The sequence below is a fragment of the Mesorhizobium sp. M1A.F.Ca.IN.022.06.1.1 genome (assembly GCF_003952605.1).
Lineage (GTDB): Bacteria > Pseudomonadota > Alphaproteobacteria > Rhizobiales > Rhizobiaceae > Mesorhizobium.
Map to the genome: position 1 here is coordinate 2,571,669 of NZ_CP034455.1, position 23,061 is coordinate 2,594,729.

Genomic DNA, 23,061 nt, shown 5'->3' on the forward strand with positions numbered 1-23,061 from the left:
TGAAATGGAATGGGGCGGCGACAATTCGCGCCGCCCCGTTCGCAAATATTACTCGGCCTTGTCAACGCCGTCGAAGCGATGAATGCCGAGCGGGTCCATCTTGAAGCCGCTGACGTTGTTGCGGACAACGGCATAGACCTGGCTGTGAGCCAGCAGGAAGGCCGGCGCCTGCTTGGCGAAGATTTCCTGCGCCTGCTCATAGAGCTTGGTGCGCTCGCCCTGGTCGCTGGTCTTCTTGGCCTTCTGGATCAGGTCCTCGAAGTCCTTGTCGCACCAGCTGGAATAGTTCGAGACGCCGATGGCCGAGCACGCGAAGAGGGTGGCGAAGAAATTGTCCGGATCGCCATTGTCGCCGGTCCAGCCGATCTGGAAGGCGCCGGGACGCTCCTTCTTCTTGCCTTCCTCGCGATACTTGGTCCACTCGTAGTTGACGATCTCGGCCTTGACGCCGACCTTGGCCCAGTCGGCCTGGATCAGCTCAGCCGCGCGCTGGAAGTTCGGGTTGTAAGGACGAACGCGGTCGGAAGCCCAGAGCTGGATTTCCTTCAGCCCGGCGTCGGCCAGCACCTTCTTGGCCGCTTCCGGGTCATAGGAATCGAACTTCACATCCTTGTTCCACGACCACATGGTCGGCGGGATCAGGTTCTGCGCCGGCGTCGCGCCAGCGTCCTGGAACAGCGACTTGATCAGCGCTTCCCGGTCGATCGCCTGGTTGAGCGCGTGACGAACCTCCGGCTTGTCGAGCGGCGGGATCGTGGTGTTGTAGCTCATGTAGCCGATGTTGAGGCCGGCCTGATCCATTAGGGTCACGTCCTTGTTGGCCTTGATGGTGGCGATGTCGGCCGGGTTCGGATAGGGAGCGACATCGCATTCACCGGCCAGCACCTTCTGGATGCGGGCGGTCGCGTCAGGCGTGATGGCGAAGACCAGATCGTCGATCTTTTCCTTGCCCTTGAAGTAGTCGGGGTTCGCCGCATAGCGGATGACCGAATCGAGCTGATAGTCGACGAACTGGAACGGCCCGGTGCCGATCGGCTTGGTCGAGAAGTCGGCCATCTTGCCTTCCTTCTCGAGCTGGTCGGCATATTCCTTCGACACGATCGAGGCGAAGTCCATGCCGAGATTGGCCAGCATCGGCGCGTTCGGCTCGGTCAGCGTCAGCTTGACGGTGAGGTCGTCGACCTTTTCCCACTTGGCGACGTATTTCGGCATGTCCATGCCGGTGTAGTAATCCCAGGTCAGGTTCGGCAGATACTTCTCGCCGTTCCACGGATTCTGCTTGTTGAACTGCCGGTCGAACGAGAAGACGACGTCATCGGCGTTGAGGTCGCGGGTCGGCTTGAAATAGTCGGTGGTCTGGAACTTCACGCCAGGGTGCAGGTGGAAAGTATAGACCAGGCCGTCGTCGGAGATTTCCCATTTGTCGGCGAGGCCGGGCTCGATCTCGGTGCCGCCATGCTTGAACTCGACCAGGCGCGAATAGACCGTGCGCGACGAAGCGTCGAAGTCGTTGCCGCCCGTCGTCGTACCCGGATCGAAATTGGCCGGCGACGCTTCCGAGCAATAAACAAGCGTCTTTGCATTGGCCATCCCGCCGAGGACGCTTGCAGCCAGCAACGCGGCTGCAAAAGTCATTGTCTTTTTCATTGAGCACTCCCTGATGTTCTTCCAAGCCCCTCTATCAGGCTCGCGAAGCGCGCATATAAGCACCGTTTTTGGGGCTTTGGAACACCCCGTTTGCGTACCCCACGGTAAGCAGGAAAAGAATCCGCATTTTCCTCAAATAGCAGAAAAAATGAGCAGAATTTTTCGCTCACGCTAATGTTAACAACCGCATTTTTTTATTGATTGAGGCTCTGCCGAAATGGAATGAGGAGCTCCTGCCTGCGATCCCAGGTCCTCGTGGGGACACGCCTGCGGGAGGCGTCGAGGGACAGGATTTCGGCGGCAAATCTTTCCGCCGCTGCCGCTGGGGCAAGACTTGCACGGCCGCCGATAGAGGCAATACATAGATGCCAGGCCGGATTTCTTGGAATCCGCAATCGGCCGCAGCGGGAGGAACGCTTCCGAAATCGGAAAGAGATGCGGCGCAGCGACAAGACCAGGACACCAGGGAGGGATTTGGTGGCAAAAGCAGCAAAGACAACGCCCCCGGCGAAGGCAACAGCCAAGGCCGCGCCCGTCGATGCGGGCGCGGCCAAGGCTTCATCTTCCAAGACCGCTTCGCCAGCCAAAACGCCGTCACCTGCGAAGGCCGGCTCCAAGCCGAAGACCACTGCGAAACCGGCTGCCGCTGCAAAGAAGACGAACCCCACATCCGCCGCCAAGGCTGCAACCGCAAAGACCGCCAGGCCTGCGGCAAAGGCAGCCTCGGCGTCGGCCAGGCGGCTGCCCAAGGCGATCACGGAACTCGCGGCAGGGTTGCCGGAAAAGCCTTGGCTGAAAAACTACCCGAAGAACATGCCGGCGGACATCGGTCCGCTGCCTTACGATTCCATCGGCGACTTCCTCGTCGGCGCCTGCAAGCAGTTCGCCAGCCGGCCGGCGTTCGTCTGCATGGGCAAGTCGATCTCCTATGCCGAGCTCGAGCGGCTTTCGGCGGCCTTCGGCGCCTATCTGCAGTCGAAGGGACTGGAGAAGGGCGCGCGCGTGGCGCTGATGATGCCGAACGTTTTGCAATACCCGGTAGCGATGATGGCCGTGCTTCGCGCCGGCTTCACGGTGGTGAACGTCAACCCGCTCTACACGCCGCGCGAGCTGGAGCATCAGCTCAAGGATTCCGGCGCGCAGGCCATCGTCATTCTGGAGAACTTCGCCAACACGCTGCAGGCGGTGATCGCCAGGACGCCGGTCAAGCATGTCGTGGTCGCGGCGATGGGCGACATGTTGGGCGGGCTGAAAGGCGCGATCGTCAATCTCGTCGTGCGGCGGGTGAAGAAGATGGTTCCCGCCTGGTCGCTGCCCGGCCACGTCAAATTCAACGCCGCGCTCAAGGCGGGCTCGGCAAGCGCCTTCAAGCCGGCGGCGGTGTCGGGCGACGATATCGCCTTCCTGCAATATACCGGCGGCACGACCGGCGTGTCGAAAGGCGCGACGCTGCTGCACCGCAACGTCTTGTCCAACGTGGCGCAGAATTCGCTCTGGGTGGAGGACGCCTATACGGTCAAGCCGAAGCCGGCGCATCTCAACTTCGTCTGCGCGCTGCCGCTCTACCACATCTTCGCGCTGACGGTGAACGCGCTGATGGGCATGCAGCAAGGCGCGCAGAACGTGCTCATTCCGAACCCGCGCGACATTCCGGGCTTCGTGAAAGAACTGCAGAAATACCCGGTCCACATCTTTCCCGGCCTCAATACGCTGTTCAACGCGCTGCTCAACAATGAGGATTTCCGCAAGCTCGACTTCAAGCCGCTGATCCTGACTCTCGGCGGCGGCATGGCGGTGCAGAAAGGCGTGGCCGAGCGCTGGAAGGCGCTGACGGGCTGTCCGGTGAGCGAAGGCTACGGGCTTTCCGAAACCTCGCCGGTGGCGACCGCCAACAAGTTCAGCTCCAGCGACTTTACCGGCACGATCGGCCTGCCGCTGCCTTCGACCGAGATCGCCATCCGCGACGACGACGGCAACAACGTGCCGCTCGGCGAAGTCGGAGAGATCTGCATCCGGGGTCCGCAGGTTATGGCCGGCTACTGGAACCGGCCGGACGAGACCGCCAAGGTGATGACCAAGGACGGGTTCTTCAAGTCGGGCGACATGGGCTTCATGGATGAGCGCGGCTACACCAAGATCGTCGACCGCAAGAAGGACATGATCCTGGTCTCCGGTTTCAACGTCTATCCGAACGAGCTGGAAGAAGTCGTGGCGCAGCACCCGGGCGTGCTCGAAGTGGCGGCGATCGGCGTGCCGGACGAGCACTCCGGCGAGGTGCCGAAGCTGTTTGTGGTCAGGAAGGATCCAGCGCTCACCATCGAGACGCTGACTGTCTATTGCCGCGAGAACCTGACCGGCTACAAGCGGCCGAGATACATCGAATTCCGCGCCGAACTGCCGAAGACGCCGGTCGGCAAGATCCTGCGGCGCACGTTGCGGGAGCAGATTTGAACGAAAATGTTGCCGGCCTGACGCCAATACATCGCGCCGACCTCGACCCCGCCGAATTCATCAAGGCAAACATGCGGCTTCAGCCGGTGCCGTCGCTGCCTGAAATCCGGCTCTATACGGCCCATCCCGGCAGCGGGCTGAGGCGGCTGCTGGAACCGGAGGACGGGTCGCATGAGCACGCGGCCGAGCCGCAGCCGCCCTACTGGGCCTATGCCTGGGCGGGCGGCGCAGTGCTGGCGCGCTATGTTCTCGACCGGCCGTCAACCGTTGCGGGCCGGCGCGTGCTCGACCTCGGCGCGGGTTCCGGCCTTGTCGGTATCGCCGCGGCGCGAGCCGGGGCTAGGGAAGTGACCGCGGCGGAGATCGACCGCAACGGCATCGTCGCGCTCCGCCTCAACGCGGAGGCCAACGGCGTCGCCATCATCATAATCGGCGAGGACATCAGCGCCGGTCCGCCGCCGTCGGTCGATGTTGTGCTCGCCGGCGACGTTTTCTACGGGCAAGCGGTCGCGCGGCGGATCGTCCCATTCCTCGACCGCTGCCTTGCCGCGGGCATCGAGGTGCTGGTCGGCGACCCGGGCCGCGCCTGGCTACCCAGGCGGCGGATTCGCCTGCTTGGCGAGTATCAGGTGTCTGATGTCGGCGGAAACGGCGGTAGCGCGCCGAAACCGAGCGGGATATTTGCGTTCCTTCCCAGCGAGCCCTGATCAGCCCGCCGGCACACTCATCCGCGCGGCGAGAAAATCCGGCAGGTCGGCGACCGAATCCAGGATGACGTCGGCCATCGGCGACAGCGAGTCACGCGTGCCCGTGCCGGAAAGCACGCCGATCGCCAGGCCGCAGCCGCCGGCGCGCGCCATTTCGAGATCGTGGCGATTGTCGCCGACCATGGCGATCTCGCCAGCCTTCAGTCCCGTCAGATCGCAGAACGCGATGACCGTGTCGGGCGCGGGCTTCGGATTCGCGACCGCATCATAGCCGAAGGCGGCGTCGAAGAGCTGCGCGACACCGAGCGTGGCGAGCGTCTTCTCGGCGCCGCTGGTGGAATCGTTGGTGGCGACGCCCAGCCGGAAGGATCGCTTGTGCAGCGCCCGCAGCGATTCGACGATACCGGGCAGAGCGACAGCCATCGACGAGCCCTGAACCGAGGTGATCTCGTTGAAGCGGGCGACGGCCAGCATCTGGTCCTCCTCCGACAGGCGCGGGAACCAGAGCTCGACGACGTCCATGTTCGAGCCCGAGGCAAAGATCGAATCGGGCTTGAAGCGCTTGCTGACGAAATCGAAGCCGGCGGCGGCGAGCAACCTGTCGGCTTTCCAGCGATCGCCTTCGGCGGCGTCCATGGCCATGAAATCGGCAATGCCGAGCCAGGTAGCGTTGAAGTCGACAAGCGTGCCGTCCTTGTCGAACAGAATTCCCTTGATATCCGCCAATCCGTTTACTCCGCGCCACGCAATTGGTGGATATGAGCCACCAATCCGGCAGTCGAGGCGTCGCGTTTTGCGGCAGTCTCCTTGCCTTCCACGACAGGCAGCAGGCCTGTCGCCAGTTCCTTGCCGAGTTCGACACCCCACTGGTCGAACGAGTTGATGTTGAACAGCGTGCCCTCGACGAAGACGCGATGCTCATAGAGCGCGATCAGGCGACCGAGCGTGCGCGGATCAAGCTTGCGGTAGAGGATGGTGAGCGACGGACGGTTGCCCGAAAAGACGCGATGCGGCGCGATGCGATCGACATCGGCGGGCTTCATGCCCTTGGCCAGCATCTGCGCGCGCGCCTCTTCCAGCGTGCGGCCCTTCATGAAGGCTTCCGACTGCGCCAGGCAATTGGCAAGCAAGAGATCGTGGTGGGTCTTCAGCTCGGGCTCGTGGCTGACGGCTGCGGCAAGAAACTCGACCGGGATGAAATCGGTGCCCTGGTGCAAAAGCTGGAAAAAGGCGTGCTGGCCGTTGGTACCGGGCTCGCCCCAGACCAGCGGGCCGGTCGGCGTCGTCACCGGGCCGCCGTCCAGTGTCACGCTCTTGCCGTTCGATTCCATATCGAGCTGCTGCAGATAGGCCGGCAGGCGCGACAGGCGCTGATCGTATGGAATGACGGCGCGGGCCGGGTATTTGCAGACGACGCGGTGCCACCAGCCGATCAGCCCCAGCAAAACAGGCAGGTTCTTCTGCAGGGGGCCGAGCGGAAATGCTCGTCCATCTCATGCGCGCCGTCGAGGAAGGCGCGGAAATTGCGCGGGCCGATGGCGATCATCACCGGCAGGCCGATGGCGCTCCAGACCGAGTAGCGGCCGCCGACCCAGTCCCAGAAACCGAAGACGCGGTCGGAGGCGATGCCGAACTTGGCCACTAGGTCGAGCGAGGTCGAGACGGCGGCGAAATGCTTGCCGATCGCTTGATTGCCCAGCGCCTTTTCCACCCATCTGCGCGCCGTCTCGGCATTGGTCATCGTCTCGACAGTGGTGAAAGTCTTGGAGGCGATGATGAACAAAGTCGTCTCGGGAGACAGGCCCTTCAGCGTGTCGTGGATATGGGCGCCGTCGACATTGGAGACATAATGCGCACGCGGGCCGTCATGGTAGGGAGCGAGCGCCAACGTCGCCATCGCCGGGCCAAGATCCGAGCCGCCAATGCCGATATTGACGATGTCGGTGATCTTCTTGCCGGTGGCGCCGGCCGCCTCGCCGGAGCGGATCGCATCAGCGAAGGCGCCCATTGCGTCGAGCACGGTGATCACATCGGCCTTGGTGTCCTGGCCATCGACCACGACGCTCTTGCCGGTCAGATTGCGCAGCGCCGTGTGCAGCACGGCGCGGTTTTCGGTGATGTTGATCTTCTTGCCTTCGAACATCGCGGCGCGTCGGCCTTCGATGTCGGCGGCGCCGGCGAGCTTCTCCAGCATTGCCATCGTGTCGGCGTCGACCGCGCATTTCGACCAGTCGAGCAGAAGATCGCCATCGGTCGCGGAGAATTTCTCGAAGCGCTTGGGATCGGCGGCGAAGGCTTCGCTCATCGTGCCCTTGGCTGCCGCGCGCTGCTCACGCAGGGCGCTGACCTGCTTGTCGAAGGCTGACTGATCCAATGGTGGCTCCTGGCGGGTTTTCAGACCATTTTAACAGGCCCGATGTTTCCGGCGCGTGTCGTCGCGACAATGTATTGAGCCGGATTTCCGTTTCGTTCAAGCGCGGCAGTGACGCACTGCATCACGCTTTTATGATGCCCCGCAACATCCGCTTCCCTGGCGGACGCGCCCCTTTCGTGACCAATGGATCACTGGCATAAATCCCAGCGATCAGAAAAATTGATTGGCGCAACCCCTTGTGCCACCCCTACACTCGACTGGTCCAGCCAAGTGAAAACAGCTGGCCATCCGAGGATGATCTCCCATGCCACAGCGCAATGACACGGCCATATGGTCCGGCCTGTTCCGGATTTCGGCCGAATCCGGACAAACTCTCCAGGCACAGATCCGCCAGGCGATCGTCGCAGCCATCCTCGACAGGCAGATCGCCGCTTCGATGCCGCTGCCATCCTGTCGGATTCTGGCGGAAAAACTGGGCGTTGCCCGCGGCACGGTGGTGCTTGCCTTCCAGCAGCTGGTCGACCAAGGTTTTCTTGTGGCGCGCGAGCGGCGCGGCCACTTCGTCAACCCTGAAGTGCTGGCCACCCCCGCCAAGCCGCACCAGAAGGCGCCCGACCAGCAGAATGAGATCGACTGGAAGGCGCGTCGGCAGATCGCCGCCAGCGACATGCCGCCGCCGGCCAAGCACGACAACTGGATCAAGTCCTCCTACCCGTTCGTCTACGGCCAGTTCGATCCGGCGCTGTTTCCGACCGCGGAATGGCGCGAGTGCAACCGCATGGCGCTCGCGGTGCTGGAGATCCGCAACTGGGCATCCGACATGGTCGACCGGGACGATCCGCTGCTCATCGAGCAGATCCAGGCCCGGCTTTTGCCGCGCCGCGGCATCTTCGCCAATCCGGACGAGATCATCGTGACCCTGGGCGCGCAGAACGCGCTCTATATGCTCGCCTCGCTGTTGATGACCAAGGGCTCGAAGGTGGCAATGGAAGACCCCGGCTATCCGGATGCCCGCTCGATCTTCCGGCTCGCCGGCGCAGATATCCAGCCGGTCCCGGTCGACCAGTCGGGCATCGTGACCTCGGCGATTCCCAGCGATTCCGGCTTTGTCTTCGTCACGCCCAGCCATCATTGCCCGACGATGGTGCCGTTGTCCGCCGAGCGGCGGCAGGATTTGCTGGCGCGGGCCAACCGCAACAACCAGATCATCATCGAGGACGGCTATGACAGCCAGCTTCTCGACGAGGCGCCGCAGCAGGCGCTGAAGAGCCTCGATCGCTCGGGCCGCGTCATCTATGTCGGCTCGATGTCGAAGACGCTGGCTCCGGGTCTGAGGCTCGGCTACATCGTCGCTTCGGCAGGACTGATTGCCGAGCTTCGCGCGTTGCGCCGCTTCATGCTCAGGCACCCGCCGGCAAACAACCAGCGCGCCGTTGCGCTGTTTTTGTCGCTCGGCCATCACGAGGCGCTGGTGCGCAGGCTCTCCGCCGCCTTCGACGAGCGGCGCAAGCGTCTGGTCCATGCGATTTCCGCTTTCCTGCCAGAATGGCGCTCGACCGACTCGGCGGGAGGCACGTCGTTGTGGCTGGAGGGCCCGCGCGGTACCGATTCACGAGGGCTCGCCGAAGCGGCCGCTTCGCGCAGCGTCATCATCGAACCCGGCGACCGGTTCTTCGACCGCAGCGAAAAGCCCTCGCGTTTCATGCGTTTGGGCATCTCCTCGATCTCGCTGCAGCACATCGAGCCCGGGATCCGGGAGCTCGCCACCGCCGCCGGCCGCAGGCCCGCTGCCGCCTGATCACCACGGACTGCCACATGAAGAGCCGGCGTTTTGCCGGCTCTTGTATTTTGGCGCGCCTCAACGCTTTAGCATCCTGGCATATTCGACGGGATTGACTGGCTCATAGGCTGTGCCAATGCCGACGGCATAGTCGAGGCACAAAGGGGACGAGGCAGGCCGATGGTGGACCAACCGCCGCGCATCCTGCCCCTGAAAAAGCAAAGGTGGAGTGCTTTCCATGTCAGTGGCTCTTGAGAAGCAGGAAACGACGTCGGACCAGCGTTCGCGGCGGTCCGGCGGGCGCGAAGCGCGCCGCGCGATGCGGGCAGCACCGCTCGCAGACGATATCCGTCCGGTGCGAGCCGGCCTCGAAGGCGGCAGCTACGGGCCATTGAGCCAGAACGACAAGGAACGCATCCATGAAGCGGTGCTGACGCTTCTGGAGACGGTGGGCTTCGCCAACGCCATCCCCTCCTGCATCGAGGCGCTGACCCGGGTCGGGGCGAGCTATGGCGACGACGGCCGCATCCGCCTGCCGCGCGCGCTGGTGCTCGACACGATCAAGAAGGCGGCGCGCCACTTCACGCTCCACGGCCAGGATCCCAAGCACGACATGGTGATCCAGGGCAAACGCGTGCACTACGGCACCGCGGGCGCGGCGGTGCATCTGGTCGATGTCGAGAAGCGCGAATATCGCGAATCGCAGCTGCAGGACATCTATGACGCCGCCCGTCTCGTCGACGGGCTCGACAACATCCATTTCTTCCAGCGCACCATGGTGCCGCGCGATATCCCCGATCCGCTCGAGATGGACTTCAACACGCTCTATGCCTGCGTAATGGGGACATCCAAGCATGTCGGCACCTCGTTCACCGTGCGAGAGAACGTCAAGCCGGCGCTGGAAATGCTCTATGCGATCGCCGGCGGCGAGGAGAATTTCCGGGCGCGGCCTTTCGTGTCGAACTCGAACTGCTTCGTGGTGCCGCCGATGAAATTCGCCGAGGACGCCTGCGGCGTGCTCGAAGCCTGCGTCGAGGGCGGCATTCCGATCCTGCTCTTATCGGCCGGCCAAGCCGGCGCCACGGCTCCCGCCGCGATTGCCGGCGCCGTCGTGCAGGCGGTGGCCGAAGTGCTGATGGGCCTCGTGTATGTCAACGCGATCAAGCCCGGCCATCCGGCGATCTTCGGCACCTGGCCGTTCGTCTCCGATCTCCGGACCGGCGCGATGTCCGGCGGTTCGGCCGAGCAGGCCGTGTTGACCGCGGCGTGCGCGCAGATGGCGCAGTATTACGACCTGCCGGGCGGCTCGGCCGCGGGCATGACGGATTCGAAGCTGCCCGACATCCAGTCCGGCTATGAAAAAGGCATCACCGATGTGATGGCCGGTCTTGCCGGCCTCAACCTCGTCTATGAATCGGCCGGCATGCATGCCTCGCTGCTCGGCTTCTGTCTCGAAAGCCTGATCATCGACAACGACATGCTCGGCCACTGCCTACGATGCGTGCGCGGCATCGAGGTGACGGACGAGGCGCTGTCGATCGACACGATCGCCGATGTCTGCCTCAAGGGCCCGGGTCACTATCTCGGCAACGAGCAGACTTTGAAGCTGATGCAGACCGAATATTTTTATCCCGCAGTCGGTGATCGCTTCTCGCCCAAGGAATGGAATGAGAAGGGCCGGCCCGACATTTTGCAGCGGGCGATCGCCGAGAAAAAGCGCGTGCTGGCCGAGCGCTTTCCGCGCCATGTGTCGCGGCTCGTCGACGACAAGCTGCGCGCGCGCTTCGGCGAGATGATCAAGCTGCCGCGCAACAAGATGGGCGGCTGATCTTTCCGCTCTCGCAGATCACTCCGCACGCAGCCCATAGCGCTCGACGACTTCGGCGTTGATCAGCTTCGCATGCAGCGTCAACAGCACGATCTGCGCATCGAGGCTGTCGCCGGCTTCGAGCGCGGCCTCGATGCGGCGCTCGGCTTCCAAAGTGTGCTCCCTGCCATTGGCCCGCTCGAAGGTTTCCGGTCCGGCGACGCAATAGCCGCAGAGTTGCGCCACTGATTGATAAGCCTGAGGCGGCGGCTCCTCGGGCCAATGATCCTTCATCAGGTTGACGATGGTGAGCTTGACGCCCTCAGGCACCAGTGCCGGATGCAAGTCGGCCTTGCGCAAGGCGTCGTCGAGCTGGCGCAAGTCGCCCGAACGGCCGAACATGCCGAGGAAGCCGAGGGAAGAGCGCCGTTTCGCCATATATAGCCTCCCTTCGTAGGGCCGCCGGGATCGGGCTAATCTGTAGACGCCCCGCGGCCGAAACAAGGGCCATGAGAAAGGGCGGTCCGCCGGAAAGCGGTCCGCCCTTCGATTTTCGCCGTGCTCTGAATTCAGTGGTTGTCGCGCGGGACGCCCCTGGTGTGCGCGACATCCTGATATTTCACCGCCGGCTTCAGCACCATGCCGGCGGAGAACTGGTCGACCATGCCGCGCTGGATCTCCTGCCAGGGCGTCTGGTGCTCGGGATAGTCATAGCCGCCATTGCCCTGCAGCGCTGCCCGCCGCCTGGCGATCTCCTCGTCGCCGACAAGGATATTGGCGGTGCCCTTCCTCAGGTCGATGCGGACGCGGTCGCCAGTCTTGAGCAGCGCCAGCCCGCCGCCGACCGCTGCCTCCGGCGAGGCGTTGAGGATCGATGGCGAACCCGACGTGCCGGACTGGCGACCGTCGCCGATGCAGGCCAGCGAATGGATGCCCTTCTTGATGAGATGGGCCGGCGGCTGCATGTTGACCACCTCGGCGCCGCCCGGATAGCCGACCGGGCCGGCGCCGCGCATGAACAGGATCGTGTGCTCGTCGATGCCCTGCGCCGGATCGTCGATGCGGGCGTGGTAATCCTCCGGGCCGTCGAAGACCATGGCGTTGCCTTCGAAAGCCTCCGGATCGTTCGGGTTCGAGAGATAGCGCTCGCGGAATTCGGGCGAGATGCCGCTGGTCTTCATGATGGCGGAATCGAACAGATTGCCCTTGAGGTTGATGAAGCCGGCATTGCTCTTGAGCGGCTTGTCGACGCCGCGGATGACATCATGATTCTCGTTGACCGCGCCGCGGCAATTGTCGCCGATCGATTTGCCGTTGGCGGTGATCGCGTCGGGGTGCGGCAATAGTCCGCCTTTCAGCAACTCCGCCACGACGGCCGGCACGCCGCCGGCATGGTGATAGTCCTCGCCGAGATACTCGCCCGTCGGCTGCAGGTTGACGATCAGCGGCACGTTAAGGCCGATGTTCTGCCAGTCGTCATTGTCGAGCGGCACGCCGAGATGGCGGGCGATGGCATTGAGGTGGATCGGCGCGTTGGTCGAGCCGCCGATGGCCGAATTGACGACGATGGCATTCTCGAACGCCTGGCGGGTCATGATGTCCGACGGCTTCAGGTCCTCATGCACCATATCGACGATGCGCTTGCCGGTCTCGTAGGCAATCTGGCCGCGCTCGCGATAGGGCGCGGGGATCGCGGCCGAGCCCGGCAGCTGCATGCCGAGCGCTTCGGCCAGCGAGTTCATGGTGGTGGCGGTACCCATGGTGTTGCAATAGCCGGTCGACGGCGCCGAGGAGGCGACGATGTCCATGAACTCGTCATAATTGATCTCGCCGGCCGACAGCCGCTGGCGCGATTCCCAGACAATGGTGCCGGAGCCGGTGCGCTTGCCCTTATGCCAGCCATTGAGCATCGGGCCGACCGAAAGCGCGATCGCCGGAATGTTGACGGTCGCCGCCGCCATCAAGAGCGCGGGCGTAGTCTTGTCGCAGCCGATGGTCAGCACGACGCCGTCGAGCGGATAGCCGTAGAGCACCTCGACGAGGCTGAGATAGGCGAGGTTGCGGTCGAGCGCCGCCGTCGGCCGCTTGCCGGTCTCCTGGATCGGGTGGCACGGGAACTCGAAGGGGATGCCGCCCATCGAGACAATGCCTTCGCGCACGCGCTTGGCGAGCTCGAGATGGTGCCTGTTGCAGGGCGAGAGATCGGAACCCGTCTGCGCGATGCCGATCAGCGGCTTGCCCGACATCAGCTCGGCGCGGGTCAGTCCGTAATTGAGGTAGCGTTCGAGATAGAGCGCCGTCATGCCCGGGTTGTCGGGATTGTCGAACCACTCCTGCGAGCGAAATTTCTTCTTCTTGGTGGGGGCGCCTGCCATCGTGGTCTCCGTATTTGTATGACAAATCGATATGACAACGCGCCCATGCAGGCAAGAGGCAGACACGCCGCAGACCCGCACTTTGGTGCGATAGACGTAGAAAGGGCCGCGCACTAGGACCAATCGAGGCCAGCAATCCGGGAGGTCTTGATGGCCTTGGTGATCGAAGGCGAGGAGCGGATCGCCGCACCCGTCGAGAAAGTGTGGGACGCCCTCAACGACCCGGAAATCCTGAAGGAGGCGATTCCCGGCTGGAAAGGAAATCGGACACCTAGCGGCGGCCCGGCGAATTACTCGAACACGATGCTGGGCACTGCCGCCTCGGCGGCGCCGCGTTGCTCTTGGACCCTGTCCCATACCTTCGCGGCGATATCGCGATAGATCTTCGCCTCGGCGCCGTCCGGCTTGGATGCGACCACCGGGGCGCCGGCGTCCGAGCTTTCGCGGATGCCCATCTCCAGCGGCACCTCGCCAAGGAAGGTGACGCCGAGCCGTTCGGCCTCGCGCCGCGCGCCGCCATGGCCAAAGATGTCGTAGCGCTTGCCGGTGTCGGGCGCGAGGAAATAGCTCATGTTCTCGACGATGCCGAGCAGCGGCACGTCGACCTTCTTGAACATGTTGAGGCCCTTGCGCGCATCGATGAGCGCCAGGTCCTGCGGCGTCGAGACGATGACGGCGCCGGCCAGCGGCACCTGCTGGGCCATGGTGAGCTGGGCATCGCCGGTGCCGGGCGGCATATCGACGACCAGCACGTCGAGCGGTCCCCATTCGACCTCGCGCAGCATCTGGGTGAGCGCCGACATCACCATCGGGCCGCGCCAGATCATCGGCGTCTCCTCGTCGACCAGGAAGCCCATCGACATCACCTTGAGGCCGTAATTCTGCATCGGCTTCAGGATCTTGCCGTCGACCGTCTGCGGCCGGCCGTGAATGTTGAGCAGCCTCGGCATTGAGGGCCCGTAGATATCGGCATCGAGCACGCCGACGCTTAGCCCATTGGCGGCAAGGCCGAGCGCCAGGTTGACGGCGGTGGTCGATTTGCCGACGCCGCCCTTGCCGGACGCGACCGCGATGATCGCATCGATGCCGGGCACGCCGCGTTTGCCGTGACTGTGAGAAGCCGGCGCCTGCGGGCCAGGACGCTGCGGCGCTGCCTGGGGAGCAGGTCGTGGCGGCGCTGCCTGGGGAGCCGGCCGAACCGGCGCCTCCATGCCGCCGCCCTTCTTCTCCGCCGTCAGCGCGACGACGGCGTTGGCGACGCCGGGGATCGCCTTGACGACACGCTCGGCGGCGGCGCGCAGCGGCTCCATCTCCTGGGCGCGGGCGGCGGGAACGGTAATCGAGAAAAACACCTTGGAATCGGCGATGAAAATCTCAGATACCAGGCCGAGGTCGACGATGTTGCCGGTGAAGTCCGGTCCATTGACCGTCCTCAGGCGCTCGATGACGGTTTCCTTGGTTACAGCCATGGTCTTTCCTCGGAGTTTGGCGTTCCAGATAGTGCAGTTTCCCGGCAGAACCAAGCCGTGGCGCAATGGCTCGTCCGGCGTGCTCCGGAAAACGACCGGTGGTGTCGGATTTGCCTAGCGCGTCCCGATCCGCCGATTGCCATGGCCAATCGATCCAGGGGCCCTATCTCGGTTGCCATGAGCGACGGCAACCGGAAAAGGAGACTGTCATGCTCGCAAACAGCAACGCAGCGGCCAATGTGGCGGTGAAAGACCTTTCGAGAGCAAAGGGCTTTTACGAAGGAACGCTGGGCCTCAAGCCTGTCGACGACATGGCCGGAGAACTGATCGTCTACAAAAGCGGCGACACGGTGATCAACGTCTATCGTTCAGAATTCGCCGGTACCAACAAGGCGACGGCGTTGACCTGGACGGTCGGCGACCAGATCGGTGCCATTGTCCAGGCGCTGAAGTCGAAGGGCGTCACCTTCGAGCGCTATGAGATGCCCGGGCTCACGCTCGAGGGCGATGTCCATGTCGGCTACGGCATGAAGGTCGCCTGGTTCAAGGACCCGGACGGCAATATACTGTGTCTTGCCGGCGAGTAGATTTCAGCCTCAGACCGCCAGGCGCGTGACAAAGTAAGTCAACGCCGAAATCGCCGCCGTCGCCGGCAGGGTGATCACCCACGCCACGACAATGTTGCCGGCAATGCCCCAGCGCACAGCCGAGACGCGGCGGGCAGCACCCACGCCGATGATGGCGCCGGTGATTGTATGCGTGGTCGAGACCGGGACACCGAGCCAGGTGGCGGCGAACAACGTTATCGCGCCGCCGGTCTCGGCGCAAAAACCTTGCATCGGGTTCAGCCGAGTGATCTTCGATCCCATCGTGTGCACGATGCGCCAGCCGCCGAAGAGCGTGCCCAGCGCCAATGCCGACTGGCAGGTGATGACCACCCAGAACGGCACGTGGAAGCTCTGGCCGAGCATGCCTTGCGAATAGAGCAGCACGGCGATGATGCCCATGGTTTTCTGCGCGTCATTGCCGCCGTGCCCCAGCGAATAGAGCGAGGCAGAGAAGAACTGCAGGACGCGAAAGCTGTTATCGACCGCGAACGGCGTCTGCCGAACGAACAGCCATGAGACGATGAGGATAAGGACAAGCGCCAGCACGAATCCGGTCGCCGGCGAGAGCACGATCGCCGCGGCCGTCTTGCCGAGCCCGGACCAGACGATGGCCCCGGGCCGGCCTTGGCGACGCCGGCGCCGACCAACCCGCCGATCAGCGCATGCGAGCTGCTCGACGGAATGCCGGCGATCCAAGTGATGATGTTCCAGACGATGGCTCCGATGAGCGCGGCGAAGATCACTGCGGGGGTCACGATCTCGGCGTCGACGATGCCCTTTCCCACCGTCTCGGCGACATGCAGACCGAAGAACAGGAAGGCGATGAAATTGAAGAAAGCCGCCCAGAACACGGCATAGTGCGGCCTCAGCACGCGGGTGGAGACGATAGTCGCGATCGAGTTGGCGGCATCGTGCAGGCCGTTGAGGAAATCGAAGAACAGCGCCACGGCGACGAGGCCGACCAGCAGGGGAAAGGCGATCGCGGCGTCCATCTGTTAGACGTTCTCGATCGCGATGCCGCTGATCTCGTTAGCGACGTCCTCGAAACGGTCGACCACCTTTTCCAGCTGGCCGTAAATCTCCGAGCCGATCAGGTAGGCCATAGGGTCGCTGCGACCGTGCCGCTTGAACAGGTCCTTCAGGCCCTGCTCGTGCAGGTCGTCGGCGCGGCCCTCAACGCGCATGACTTCTTCGGCGATGGCGTTCAGCCGCGCGGCGTTGGCGCCAACCTTGCCGAGCAGTGGGATGGCCTCTGCTACCAGCCGGGCGGCCTCGACGATGACGCTGCCCATTTCCCGCATCAGCGGATCGAATTCCCTCATCTCGAACAATTTCACCGTCTTGACGGCCTTGTGCATCGTATCGATGGCATCATCCATCGACTGGATCAGATCCTTGATGTCGCCGCGGTCGAAGGGCGTGATGAAGGAGCGCCTGACGGCAAGCAGCACCTCCGCGGTGATCCCGTCCGCTTCGTCCTCCAGATCGACGATCGTCTGGCACCAGCGGTCGATGTCCCGGCCCTGGAGAAGCTGCTCAAGCGCCTCGGCGCCGCCGACCACCGTGCGCGAATGCCGTTCGAACAGTTCGAAGAAGCGATCCTCGCGCGGCAACAGTCTGCGAAACCAACCCAGCATCTGCTCCTCCCTGCTTCCGCCTACCCCACATAGCGCCATGCGCGGCGCGGGAAAACAGATAAGCCGGCTCAAAAATGTGGATGAGATCCTATCGTTCATCCGCCTTGCGAAGCAAAGCGATTTCCCCGACCTTGGGCAGACCGTGGATCGGATGACATGATCGACAAGCTGGAATTCTTCATCGCTTTAGCCAGGGAAGAGCATTTCGGCCGCGCCGCCGAGGTGTGCGGCGTCACCCAGCCGACGCTGTCGGCCGGCATCAAGCAGCTCGAGGAGCAGCTCGGCGTCATGCTGGTGCTGCGCGGTTCGCGTTTCCAGGGTCTGACGCCGGAAGGCAAGCAGGTGCTGGTTTGGGCGCGCCGCATCGTCGGCGATTCAAGGACCATGCGCGAGGAGATGCGGGCGGCGCGCCACGGCCTGTCCGGCCGCATCCGCATCGCCGCCGTTCCGACGGCGCTCGCCATGGTGGCGCGGCTGACGACGCCATTCCGCGACAAGCATCCCGGCGTCACCTTTTCGGTGCTGTCACGGACCTCGATCGAGGTGCTGACGCTGCTCGGCAATCTCGATGTCGATGCCGGCATCACCTATCTCGACAACGAGCCGCTGGGGCGGGTAACCAGCGTGCCGCTCTATGACGAGCGCTACCAGCTGATCACGGCAGTCGGCAACCCCTATTCCGACCGCGACAAAGTGACGTGGGCAGAGATCAGCCAGTTGCCGCTCTGCCTGCTGACGCCGGACATGCAGAACCGCCGCATCATCGACCAGCATCTGGCGGAAGCCGGCGTGCAGGTGCGGCCGACACTGGAATCCAACTCGATGATCGTGCTGTTCTCGCATATCCGGACCGGCAAATGGTCATCGATCATGCCGCTCCACCTTGCGGAAACATTCGGCTTTTCCGAACCGATCCGGGCCATTCCGATAGTCGATCCGGATGCCAGCCACACGGTCGGGCTGGTGGCGGCGCCGCGCGAGCCGCACACGCCGCTGGTGCAGGCGCTGCTGGACGAGGCAATGGCGCTGGCAGACGATTTCCGTTCCCACCGCTAGGCTAGACAATGCGGGCTCAGCGTTTCTGATAGAAAATTCCTATCAAGCGACGAGACTGCTTTATTGATCTCGGAGGTTTCCTCTGATTTCATAAGGACTTAGCGATATCGCGCCCTGTGCATGTCGTTGCCCCAAAACCGCTCTATATTTTGGGGTGACATATGTGTTGGCGCCACGGCCAGGGAGGGCGCTGCATGCCGATGCAGCCTGCAAGTACCGAGATCGCGTCGCGCATAGCGGCGATCATCGAGGAGTTGAAGGACCTCGAAGGTCCGTTGCTGCCGATTCTCCACGGCATCCAGGAAGAATTCGGCCATGTGCCGCAGGCGGCGCTTCCGGTCATCGCCGACGGGCTGAACCTCTCGCGAGCGGAGGTGCATGGCGTCGTCACCTTCTATCACGATTTCCGCGCAAAGCCGGCCGGCCGGCATGTGCTGAAGCTCTGCCAGGCGGAAGCCTGCCAGTCGATGGGTTCGGAAGCCGTCGCCACCAAGGTCAAGCAACTGCTCGGCATCGATTTTCACGAGACCGCACGCGACGGATCGGTTACACTGGAGCCGGTCTATTGCCTCGGGCTTTGCGCCTGCTCGCCGTCGGCGATGCTCGACGGCGAAGTGATCGGCCGGCTCGACGACGAGAAGATCGAAGAGATCGTCGCGGAGGTGCGTTCATGATCCCGCGCATCTACATCCCTGCCGATTCCGGTGCTCTGGCGCTCGGCGCCGAAAAGGTCGCCAGGGCGATCGAGAAGGAGCTCAAGGAGCGCGGCGTCGAGGCCAAGATCGTGCGCAACGGCTCGCGCGGCGCCTATTTCCTGGAGCCGATGGTCGAGGTTGCGACCGCCGAGGGCCGCGTCGCCTACGGGCCGGTCAAGCCGTCTGACGTGAAAAGCCTGTTCGACAGCGGTTTCCTCAAGGGTGGCCATCACAAGCGCTGGCTGGGTGCGCCAGACAAGATCCCCTTCCTCGCCAAGCAGACGCGGCTGACCTTCGCGCGCTGTGGCGTCATCGACCCGCTGTCGCTCGACAGCTATAAGTCGCATGGCGGTCTGAGAGGCCTGCAGAACGCGGTCGCCATGGCGCCGGCGGACGTCGTGAACCAGGTGACCGAGTCCGGCCTGCGCGGCCGCGGCGGCGCAGGCTTCCCGACCGGCATCAAGTGGAAGACGGTTCTCGATACGAATTCCGAACGCAAATACATCGTCTGCAATGCCGACGAGGGCGACAGCGCCACCTTCGCCGACCGCATGATCATGGAGGGCGATCCCTTCGTGCTGATCGAAGGCATGGCGATCGCCGGCATCGCCACCGGCGCGACCAAGGGCTTCGTCTATATCCGCTCGGAATATCCGCATGCGGTGGCGACGATGAACAAGGCCGTGGCGATCGCCCGCAAGGCAGGCGTGCTCGGCGTCAATGTGCTTGGCTCGCCCAACGCCTTCGACATGGAAATCCGCGTCGGGGCCGGCGCCTATGTCTGCGGCGAGGAAACCTCGTTGCTCAACAGCTTGGAAGGCAAGCGCGGCGTGGTTCGCGCCAAACCGCCGCTGCCGGCGATCCAAGGGTTGTTCGGCAAGCCGACGGTGATCAACAACGTGATCAGCCTAGCCTCCGTGCCGATCATCATGGACAAGGGCGCCGCCTACTACAAGGATTTCGGCATGGGCCGTTCGCGCGGCACGATCCCGATCCAGATCGCCGGCAACGTCAAGCATGGCGGCCTGTTCGAGACGGCCTTCGGCCTGACGCTGGGCGAAATCGTCGACGAGATCGGCGGCGGCACGGCCTCGGGGCGGCCGGTGAAGGCGGTGCAGGTCGGCGGCCCACTCGGCGCCTATTTCCCGCGCGCGCTTTTCGACACGCCGTTCGACTACGAGGCTTTTGCTGCCAAGGACGGGCTGATCGGCCATGCCGGCATAACCGTGTTCGACGACAGCGCCGACATGATGAAGCAGGCGCGCTTTGCCATGGAGTTCTGCGCCATCGAAAGCTGCGGCAAGTGCACGCCCTGCCGCATCGGCTCGACGCGCGGCATGGAGGTTCTGGACAAGGTCGCCGCGGGCATCGAGGCGGAGAAGAACCTCGCTCTGGTCACCGACCTCTGCAACACGATGAAGTTCGGATCGCTCTGCGCCCTGGGCGGCTTCACGCCCTACCCGGTGATGAGCTCGATCACGCATTTCCCCGAGGATTTCAAGCCGGCGCCGACGCGCGTGGCTGCCGAATAGGAGCTGGCAGATGAACATCAAAGCCGACTTCCCGACACTCATCGAAGAGATCGACTACGGAACGCCGGAGTCGAGAGCGGCGAAGCAGGTGACGCTGACCGTCGACGGGCAAAGCATCACCGTGCCGGAAGGCACCTCGATCATGCGCGCGGCGATGGAAGGCGGGGTCGAGATCCCGAAGCTCTGCGCCACCGACATGCTGGACTCTTTCGGCTCGTGCCGCGTCTGCCTGGTCGAGATCGACGGCCGCGGCGGCACGCCCGCATCCTGCACGACGCCGGTCGGCGAGGGCATGGTGGTGCGCACGCAGTCCGAGCGGCTCGATGCCATCCGCCGTGGCGTCATGGAACTCTACGTCTCCGACCATCCGACCGGCTGGAACGAGAAGGCCGGAACCGGCGCCAGCGAGTTCGACGCGGTCGCGGAGTCGGTCGGTCTGACCGAGAACCGCTACGGCGTCGAAGGCCGCAACCACGTCAAGGAAAAAGGCGGCGTGGCGCCCGGCCATGGCTCGCTGGCGGTCGACTACATCGCCCGCGATGAGTCCAACCCCTACTTCACCTATGATCCGGCGCAGTGCATCGTCTGCTCACGCTGCGTGCGCGCCTGCGAAGAGGTGCAGGGCACCTTCGCGCTAACCATCGAGGGCCGCGGCTTCGAGTCCCGCATGGTCGCCGGCATGCATGAGGATTTCATCGCTTCCGAATGCGTGTCCTGCGGCGCCTGCGTGCAGGCCTGCCCGACCGACGCATTGCGCGAGAAGACCGTGCTCGAGAAGGGCATGCCGGAGCGCTCGGCCGTCACGACCTGCGCCTATTGCGGCGTCGGCTGCTCGTTCAAGGCGGAAGTGAAGGGTGACGAAGTCATCCGCATGATGCCTTACAAGGACGGCAAGGCGAACCACGGCCATTCCTGCGTCAAAGGCCGTTTTGCCTATGGCTATGCCACCCACAAGGATCGGATCCTGTCGCCGATGATCCGGGAGAAGATCACCAATCCGTGGCGCGAGGTGAGTTGGGAAGAGGCGATCGCCCATACGGCAAAGGAATTCCGCCGCATCCAATACCAGTACGGACGCGGCTCGATCGGCGGCATCACCTCCTCGCGTTGCACGAACGAGGAGACCTATCTTGTCCAGAAGCTGGTGCGGCAAGGCTTCCGCAACAACAATGTCGACACCTGCGCGCGCGTCTGCCATTCGCCGACCGGCTACGGCCTCGGCCAAACCTACGGTACCTCGGCCGGCACGCAGGATTTCGACTCGGTCGAATACACCGACGTCGCCGTCATCATCGGCGCCAATCCCGCTACGGCGCATCCGGTGTTCGCCTCGCGGCTGAAGAAGCGGCTGCGCGAGGGCGCCAAGCTGATCGTGCTCGACCCGCGCCGCACCGAGATGGTGAAGTCGGCGCATGTCGAGGCGGACTATCACCTGCCGCTGAAGCCCGGCACCAACGTCGCGGTGCTGACGGCGCTGGCCCATGTCATCGTCACCGAGGGCCTGTTCGACGAAGCCTTCATCCGCGAGCGCTGCGACTGGGCCGAGTTCCAGGACTGGGCGTCCTTCGTCGCCCTGCCGGAAAACAGCCCCGAGACGGTCGGCAAGCTGTCCGGCGTCGATCCTGAAGCGATCCGGGGTGCCGCGCGCCTGTACGCCAGGGGCGGCAACGGCGCGATCTATTACGGCCTCGGCGTCACCGAGCACAGCCAGGGCTCGACCACGGTGATGGCGATCGCCAACCTCGCCATGGCCACCGGCAATATCGGCCGTCCGGGCGTCGGCGTGAACCCGCTGCGCGGCCAGAACAATGTCCAGGGCTCCTGCGACATGGGTTCCTTCCCGCATGAGTTGCCGGGCTATCGCCATATCTCCGGCGAAGCCGTGCGCGACATCTATGAGAGCCTGTGGGGCGTAAAGCTGGACGAGGAGCCCGGCCTGCGCATCCCCAACATGCTGGATGCCGCCGTCGACGGCTCGTTCAAGGGTATCTACATCCAGGGCGAGGACATCTTGCAGTCCGACCCCGACACCAAGCATGTCGCCGCAGGGCTGGCCGCGATGGAGTGCGTCGTCGTCCACGACCTCTTCCTCAACGAGACGGCGAACTACGCCCATGTCTTCCTGCCGGGCTCGACCTTCCTGGAGAAGGACGGCACCTTCACCAATGCCGAGCGCCGCATCAACATGGTGCGCAAGGTGCTGGAGCCGAAGGCGCGCTACGCCGACTGGGAGGCGACGCAGGAGCTCGCCCGCGCCATTGGGCTCGACTGGAACTACACGCACCCGTCTGAGATCATGGACGAGATCGCCAAGACCACGCCGAGCTTCTCCGGCGTCTCCTTCGAGCTGCTCGACCGTGTCGGATCGGTGCAGTGGCCCTGCAACGAGAAGGCACCGCTCGGCACGCCGATCATGCATGTCGACGGCTTCGTGCGCGGCAAGGGCAAGTTCATCCGCACCGAATATGTCGCGACGGACGAACGGACCGGCCCGCGCTACCCGCTGCTGCTCACCACCGGGCGTATCCTGTCGCAGTACAATGTCGGTGCGCAGACCAGGCGTACCGAAAACGTCGCCTGGCATGCCGAAGATCGGCTGGAGATCCATCCGCACGACGCCGAGAACCGCGGCATCCGCGAGGGCGACTGGGTGAGGCTGGCGAGCCGTTCGGGCGAGACCACGCTGCGCGCGCTGATCACCGACCGCGTGTCGCCCGGCGTCGTCTACACGACCTTCCACCACCCGGACACGCAAGCCAATGTGATCACGACCGACTTCTCGGACTGGGCGACCAATTGTCCGGAATACAAGGTCACCGCCGTGCAGGTGGCGCCATCCAACGGCCCGACCGAGTGGCAGAGGGACTATAACGAGCAGGCCAAGCAGAGCCGCCGCATCGCCCCGCTGGAAGCGGCGGAGTAG

Annotated in this window: 15 protein-coding genes and 3 pseudogenes; 10 read left to right on the forward strand and 8 right to left on the reverse strand. The window is 64.0% G+C overall.

Annotated elements, in window-relative coordinates:
* Positions 1–48: 48 nt before the first annotated feature.
* Positions 49–1,647, reverse strand: a complete 1,599-nt coding sequence (locus EJ078_RS12210; protein WP_067003638.1) for an ABC transporter substrate-binding protein — start codon at positions 1,645–1,647, stop codon at positions 49–51.
* Between the two features lie 477 nt (positions 1,648–2,124).
* Between EJ078_RS12210 and EJ078_RS12215 the strand changes: the two genes are divergently transcribed.
* A complete protein-coding gene (locus EJ078_RS12215; RefSeq protein ID WP_127215132.1) occupies positions 2,125–4,098 on the forward strand; it encodes a long-chain fatty acid--CoA ligase in 1,974 nt (657 codons plus the stop codon).
* On the forward strand, positions 4,095–4,805 hold the full coding sequence (locus EJ078_RS12220) for a 50S ribosomal protein L11 methyltransferase (protein WP_067324401.1): 711 nt from the start codon (positions 4,095–4,097) through the stop codon (positions 4,803–4,805). Before EJ078_RS12215 ends, EJ078_RS12220 begins: the two co-directional genes overlap by 4 nt.
* Here EJ078_RS12220 and EJ078_RS12225 read toward each other — a convergent pair whose 3' ends face one another.
* Positions 4,806–5,531: an HAD family hydrolase gene (locus tag EJ078_RS12225; RefSeq protein ID WP_095824276.1), complete on the reverse strand. Its 726-nt coding sequence runs from the start codon at positions 5,529–5,531 to the stop codon at positions 4,806–4,808. It lies immediately after the preceding gene.
* Positions 5,532–5,536: 5 nt separating this feature from the next.
* Positions 5,537–7,110: pseudogene (gene pgi, locus EJ078_RS12230) on the reverse strand (glucose-6-phosphate isomerase).
* 373 nt (positions 7,111–7,483) lie between these two features.
* Between pgi and EJ078_RS12235 the strand changes: the two are divergent.
* Both EJ078_RS12235 and EJ078_RS12240 read left to right on the forward strand, forming a co-directional pair.
* Positions 7,484–8,977 carry a PLP-dependent aminotransferase family protein gene (locus tag EJ078_RS12235; RefSeq protein WP_040974759.1) on the forward strand — a complete coding sequence of 498 codons (1,494 nt, stop codon included), beginning with the start codon at positions 7,484–7,486 and terminating at the stop codon, positions 8,975–8,977.
* A 220-nt stretch (positions 8,978–9,197) separates the two neighbouring features.
* On the forward strand, positions 9,198–10,787 hold the full coding sequence (locus EJ078_RS12240) for a trimethylamine methyltransferase family protein (protein WP_067324395.1): 1,590 nt from the start codon (positions 9,198–9,200) through the stop codon (positions 10,785–10,787).
* 18 nt (positions 10,788–10,805) lie between these two features.
* Here EJ078_RS12240 and EJ078_RS12245 read toward each other — a convergent pair whose 3' ends face one another.
* Positions 10,806–11,204, reverse strand: a complete 399-nt coding sequence (locus EJ078_RS12245; RefSeq protein WP_095777564.1) for a hypothetical protein — start codon at positions 11,202–11,204, stop codon at positions 10,806–10,808.
* A 131-nt stretch (positions 11,205–11,335) separates the two neighbouring features.
* On the reverse strand, positions 11,336–13,141 hold the full coding sequence (locus EJ078_RS12250; RefSeq protein ID WP_095782337.1) for an IlvD/Edd family dehydratase: 1,806 nt from the start codon (positions 13,139–13,141) through the stop codon (positions 11,336–11,338).
* Positions 13,142–13,291: 150 nt separating this feature from the next.
* Between EJ078_RS12250 and EJ078_RS12255 the strand changes: the two are divergent.
* Positions 13,292–13,393 (forward strand): annotated as a pseudogene (locus EJ078_RS12255) (SRPBCC domain-containing protein); the annotation flags it as partial.
* A 38-nt stretch (positions 13,394–13,431) separates the two neighbouring features.
* Here EJ078_RS12255 and EJ078_RS12260 read toward each other — a convergent pair.
* Positions 13,432–14,610 (reverse strand): Mrp/NBP35 family ATP-binding protein, encoded by a 1,179-nt coding sequence (locus EJ078_RS12260; protein WP_127214953.1) that lies wholly within the window; start codon positions 14,608–14,610, stop codon positions 13,432–13,434.
* Between the two features lie 209 nt (positions 14,611–14,819).
* Here EJ078_RS12260 and EJ078_RS12265 point away from each other — a divergent pair, with 209 nt between their 5' ends.
* On the forward strand, positions 14,820–15,197 hold the full coding sequence (locus EJ078_RS12265) for a VOC family protein (protein WP_067324386.1): 378 nt from the start codon (positions 14,820–14,822) through the stop codon (positions 15,195–15,197).
* A gap of 9 nt (positions 15,198–15,206) precedes the next feature.
* On the opposite strand, the pseudogene EJ078_RS12270 reads toward EJ078_RS12265, so the two are convergent.
* Both EJ078_RS12270 and EJ078_RS12275 read right to left on the reverse strand, forming a co-directional pair.
* Positions 15,207–16,210: pseudogene (locus EJ078_RS12270) on the reverse strand (inorganic phosphate transporter).
* 3 nt (positions 16,211–16,213) lie between these two features.
* A complete protein-coding gene (locus EJ078_RS12275; RefSeq protein ID WP_067003620.1) occupies positions 16,214–16,855 on the reverse strand; it encodes a DUF47 domain-containing protein in 642 nt (213 codons plus the stop codon).
* A 156-nt stretch (positions 16,856–17,011) separates the two neighbouring features.
* On the opposite strand from EJ078_RS12275, the gene EJ078_RS12280 reads away from it, so the two are divergent.
* The 4 genes from EJ078_RS12280 to fdhF all read left to right on the forward strand — a co-directional run bounded on the left by EJ078_RS12280 (position 17,012) and on the right by fdhF (position 23,061).
* Positions 17,012–17,911 carry a LysR family transcriptional regulator gene (locus tag EJ078_RS12280; RefSeq protein WP_208721540.1) on the forward strand — a complete coding sequence of 300 codons (900 nt, stop codon included), beginning with the start codon at positions 17,012–17,014 and terminating at the stop codon, positions 17,909–17,911.
* Positions 17,912–18,105: 194 nt separating this feature from the next.
* On the forward strand, positions 18,106–18,585 hold the full coding sequence (locus EJ078_RS12285; RefSeq protein ID WP_067003616.1) for a formate dehydrogenase subunit gamma: 480 nt from the start codon (positions 18,106–18,108) through the stop codon (positions 18,583–18,585).
* Positions 18,582–20,138 carry an NADH-quinone oxidoreductase subunit NuoF gene (locus EJ078_RS12290; RefSeq protein WP_127214952.1) on the forward strand — a complete coding sequence of 519 codons (1,557 nt, stop codon included), beginning with the start codon at positions 18,582–18,584 and terminating at the stop codon, positions 20,136–20,138. The genes EJ078_RS12285 and EJ078_RS12290 overlap by 4 nt, the downstream gene beginning before the upstream one ends.
* A 10-nt stretch (positions 20,139–20,148) precedes the next feature.
* Complete coding sequence (gene fdhF, locus EJ078_RS12295) at positions 20,149–23,061, forward strand: formate dehydrogenase subunit alpha (RefSeq protein ID WP_127214951.1); 2,913 nt, start codon at positions 20,149–20,151, stop codon at positions 23,059–23,061.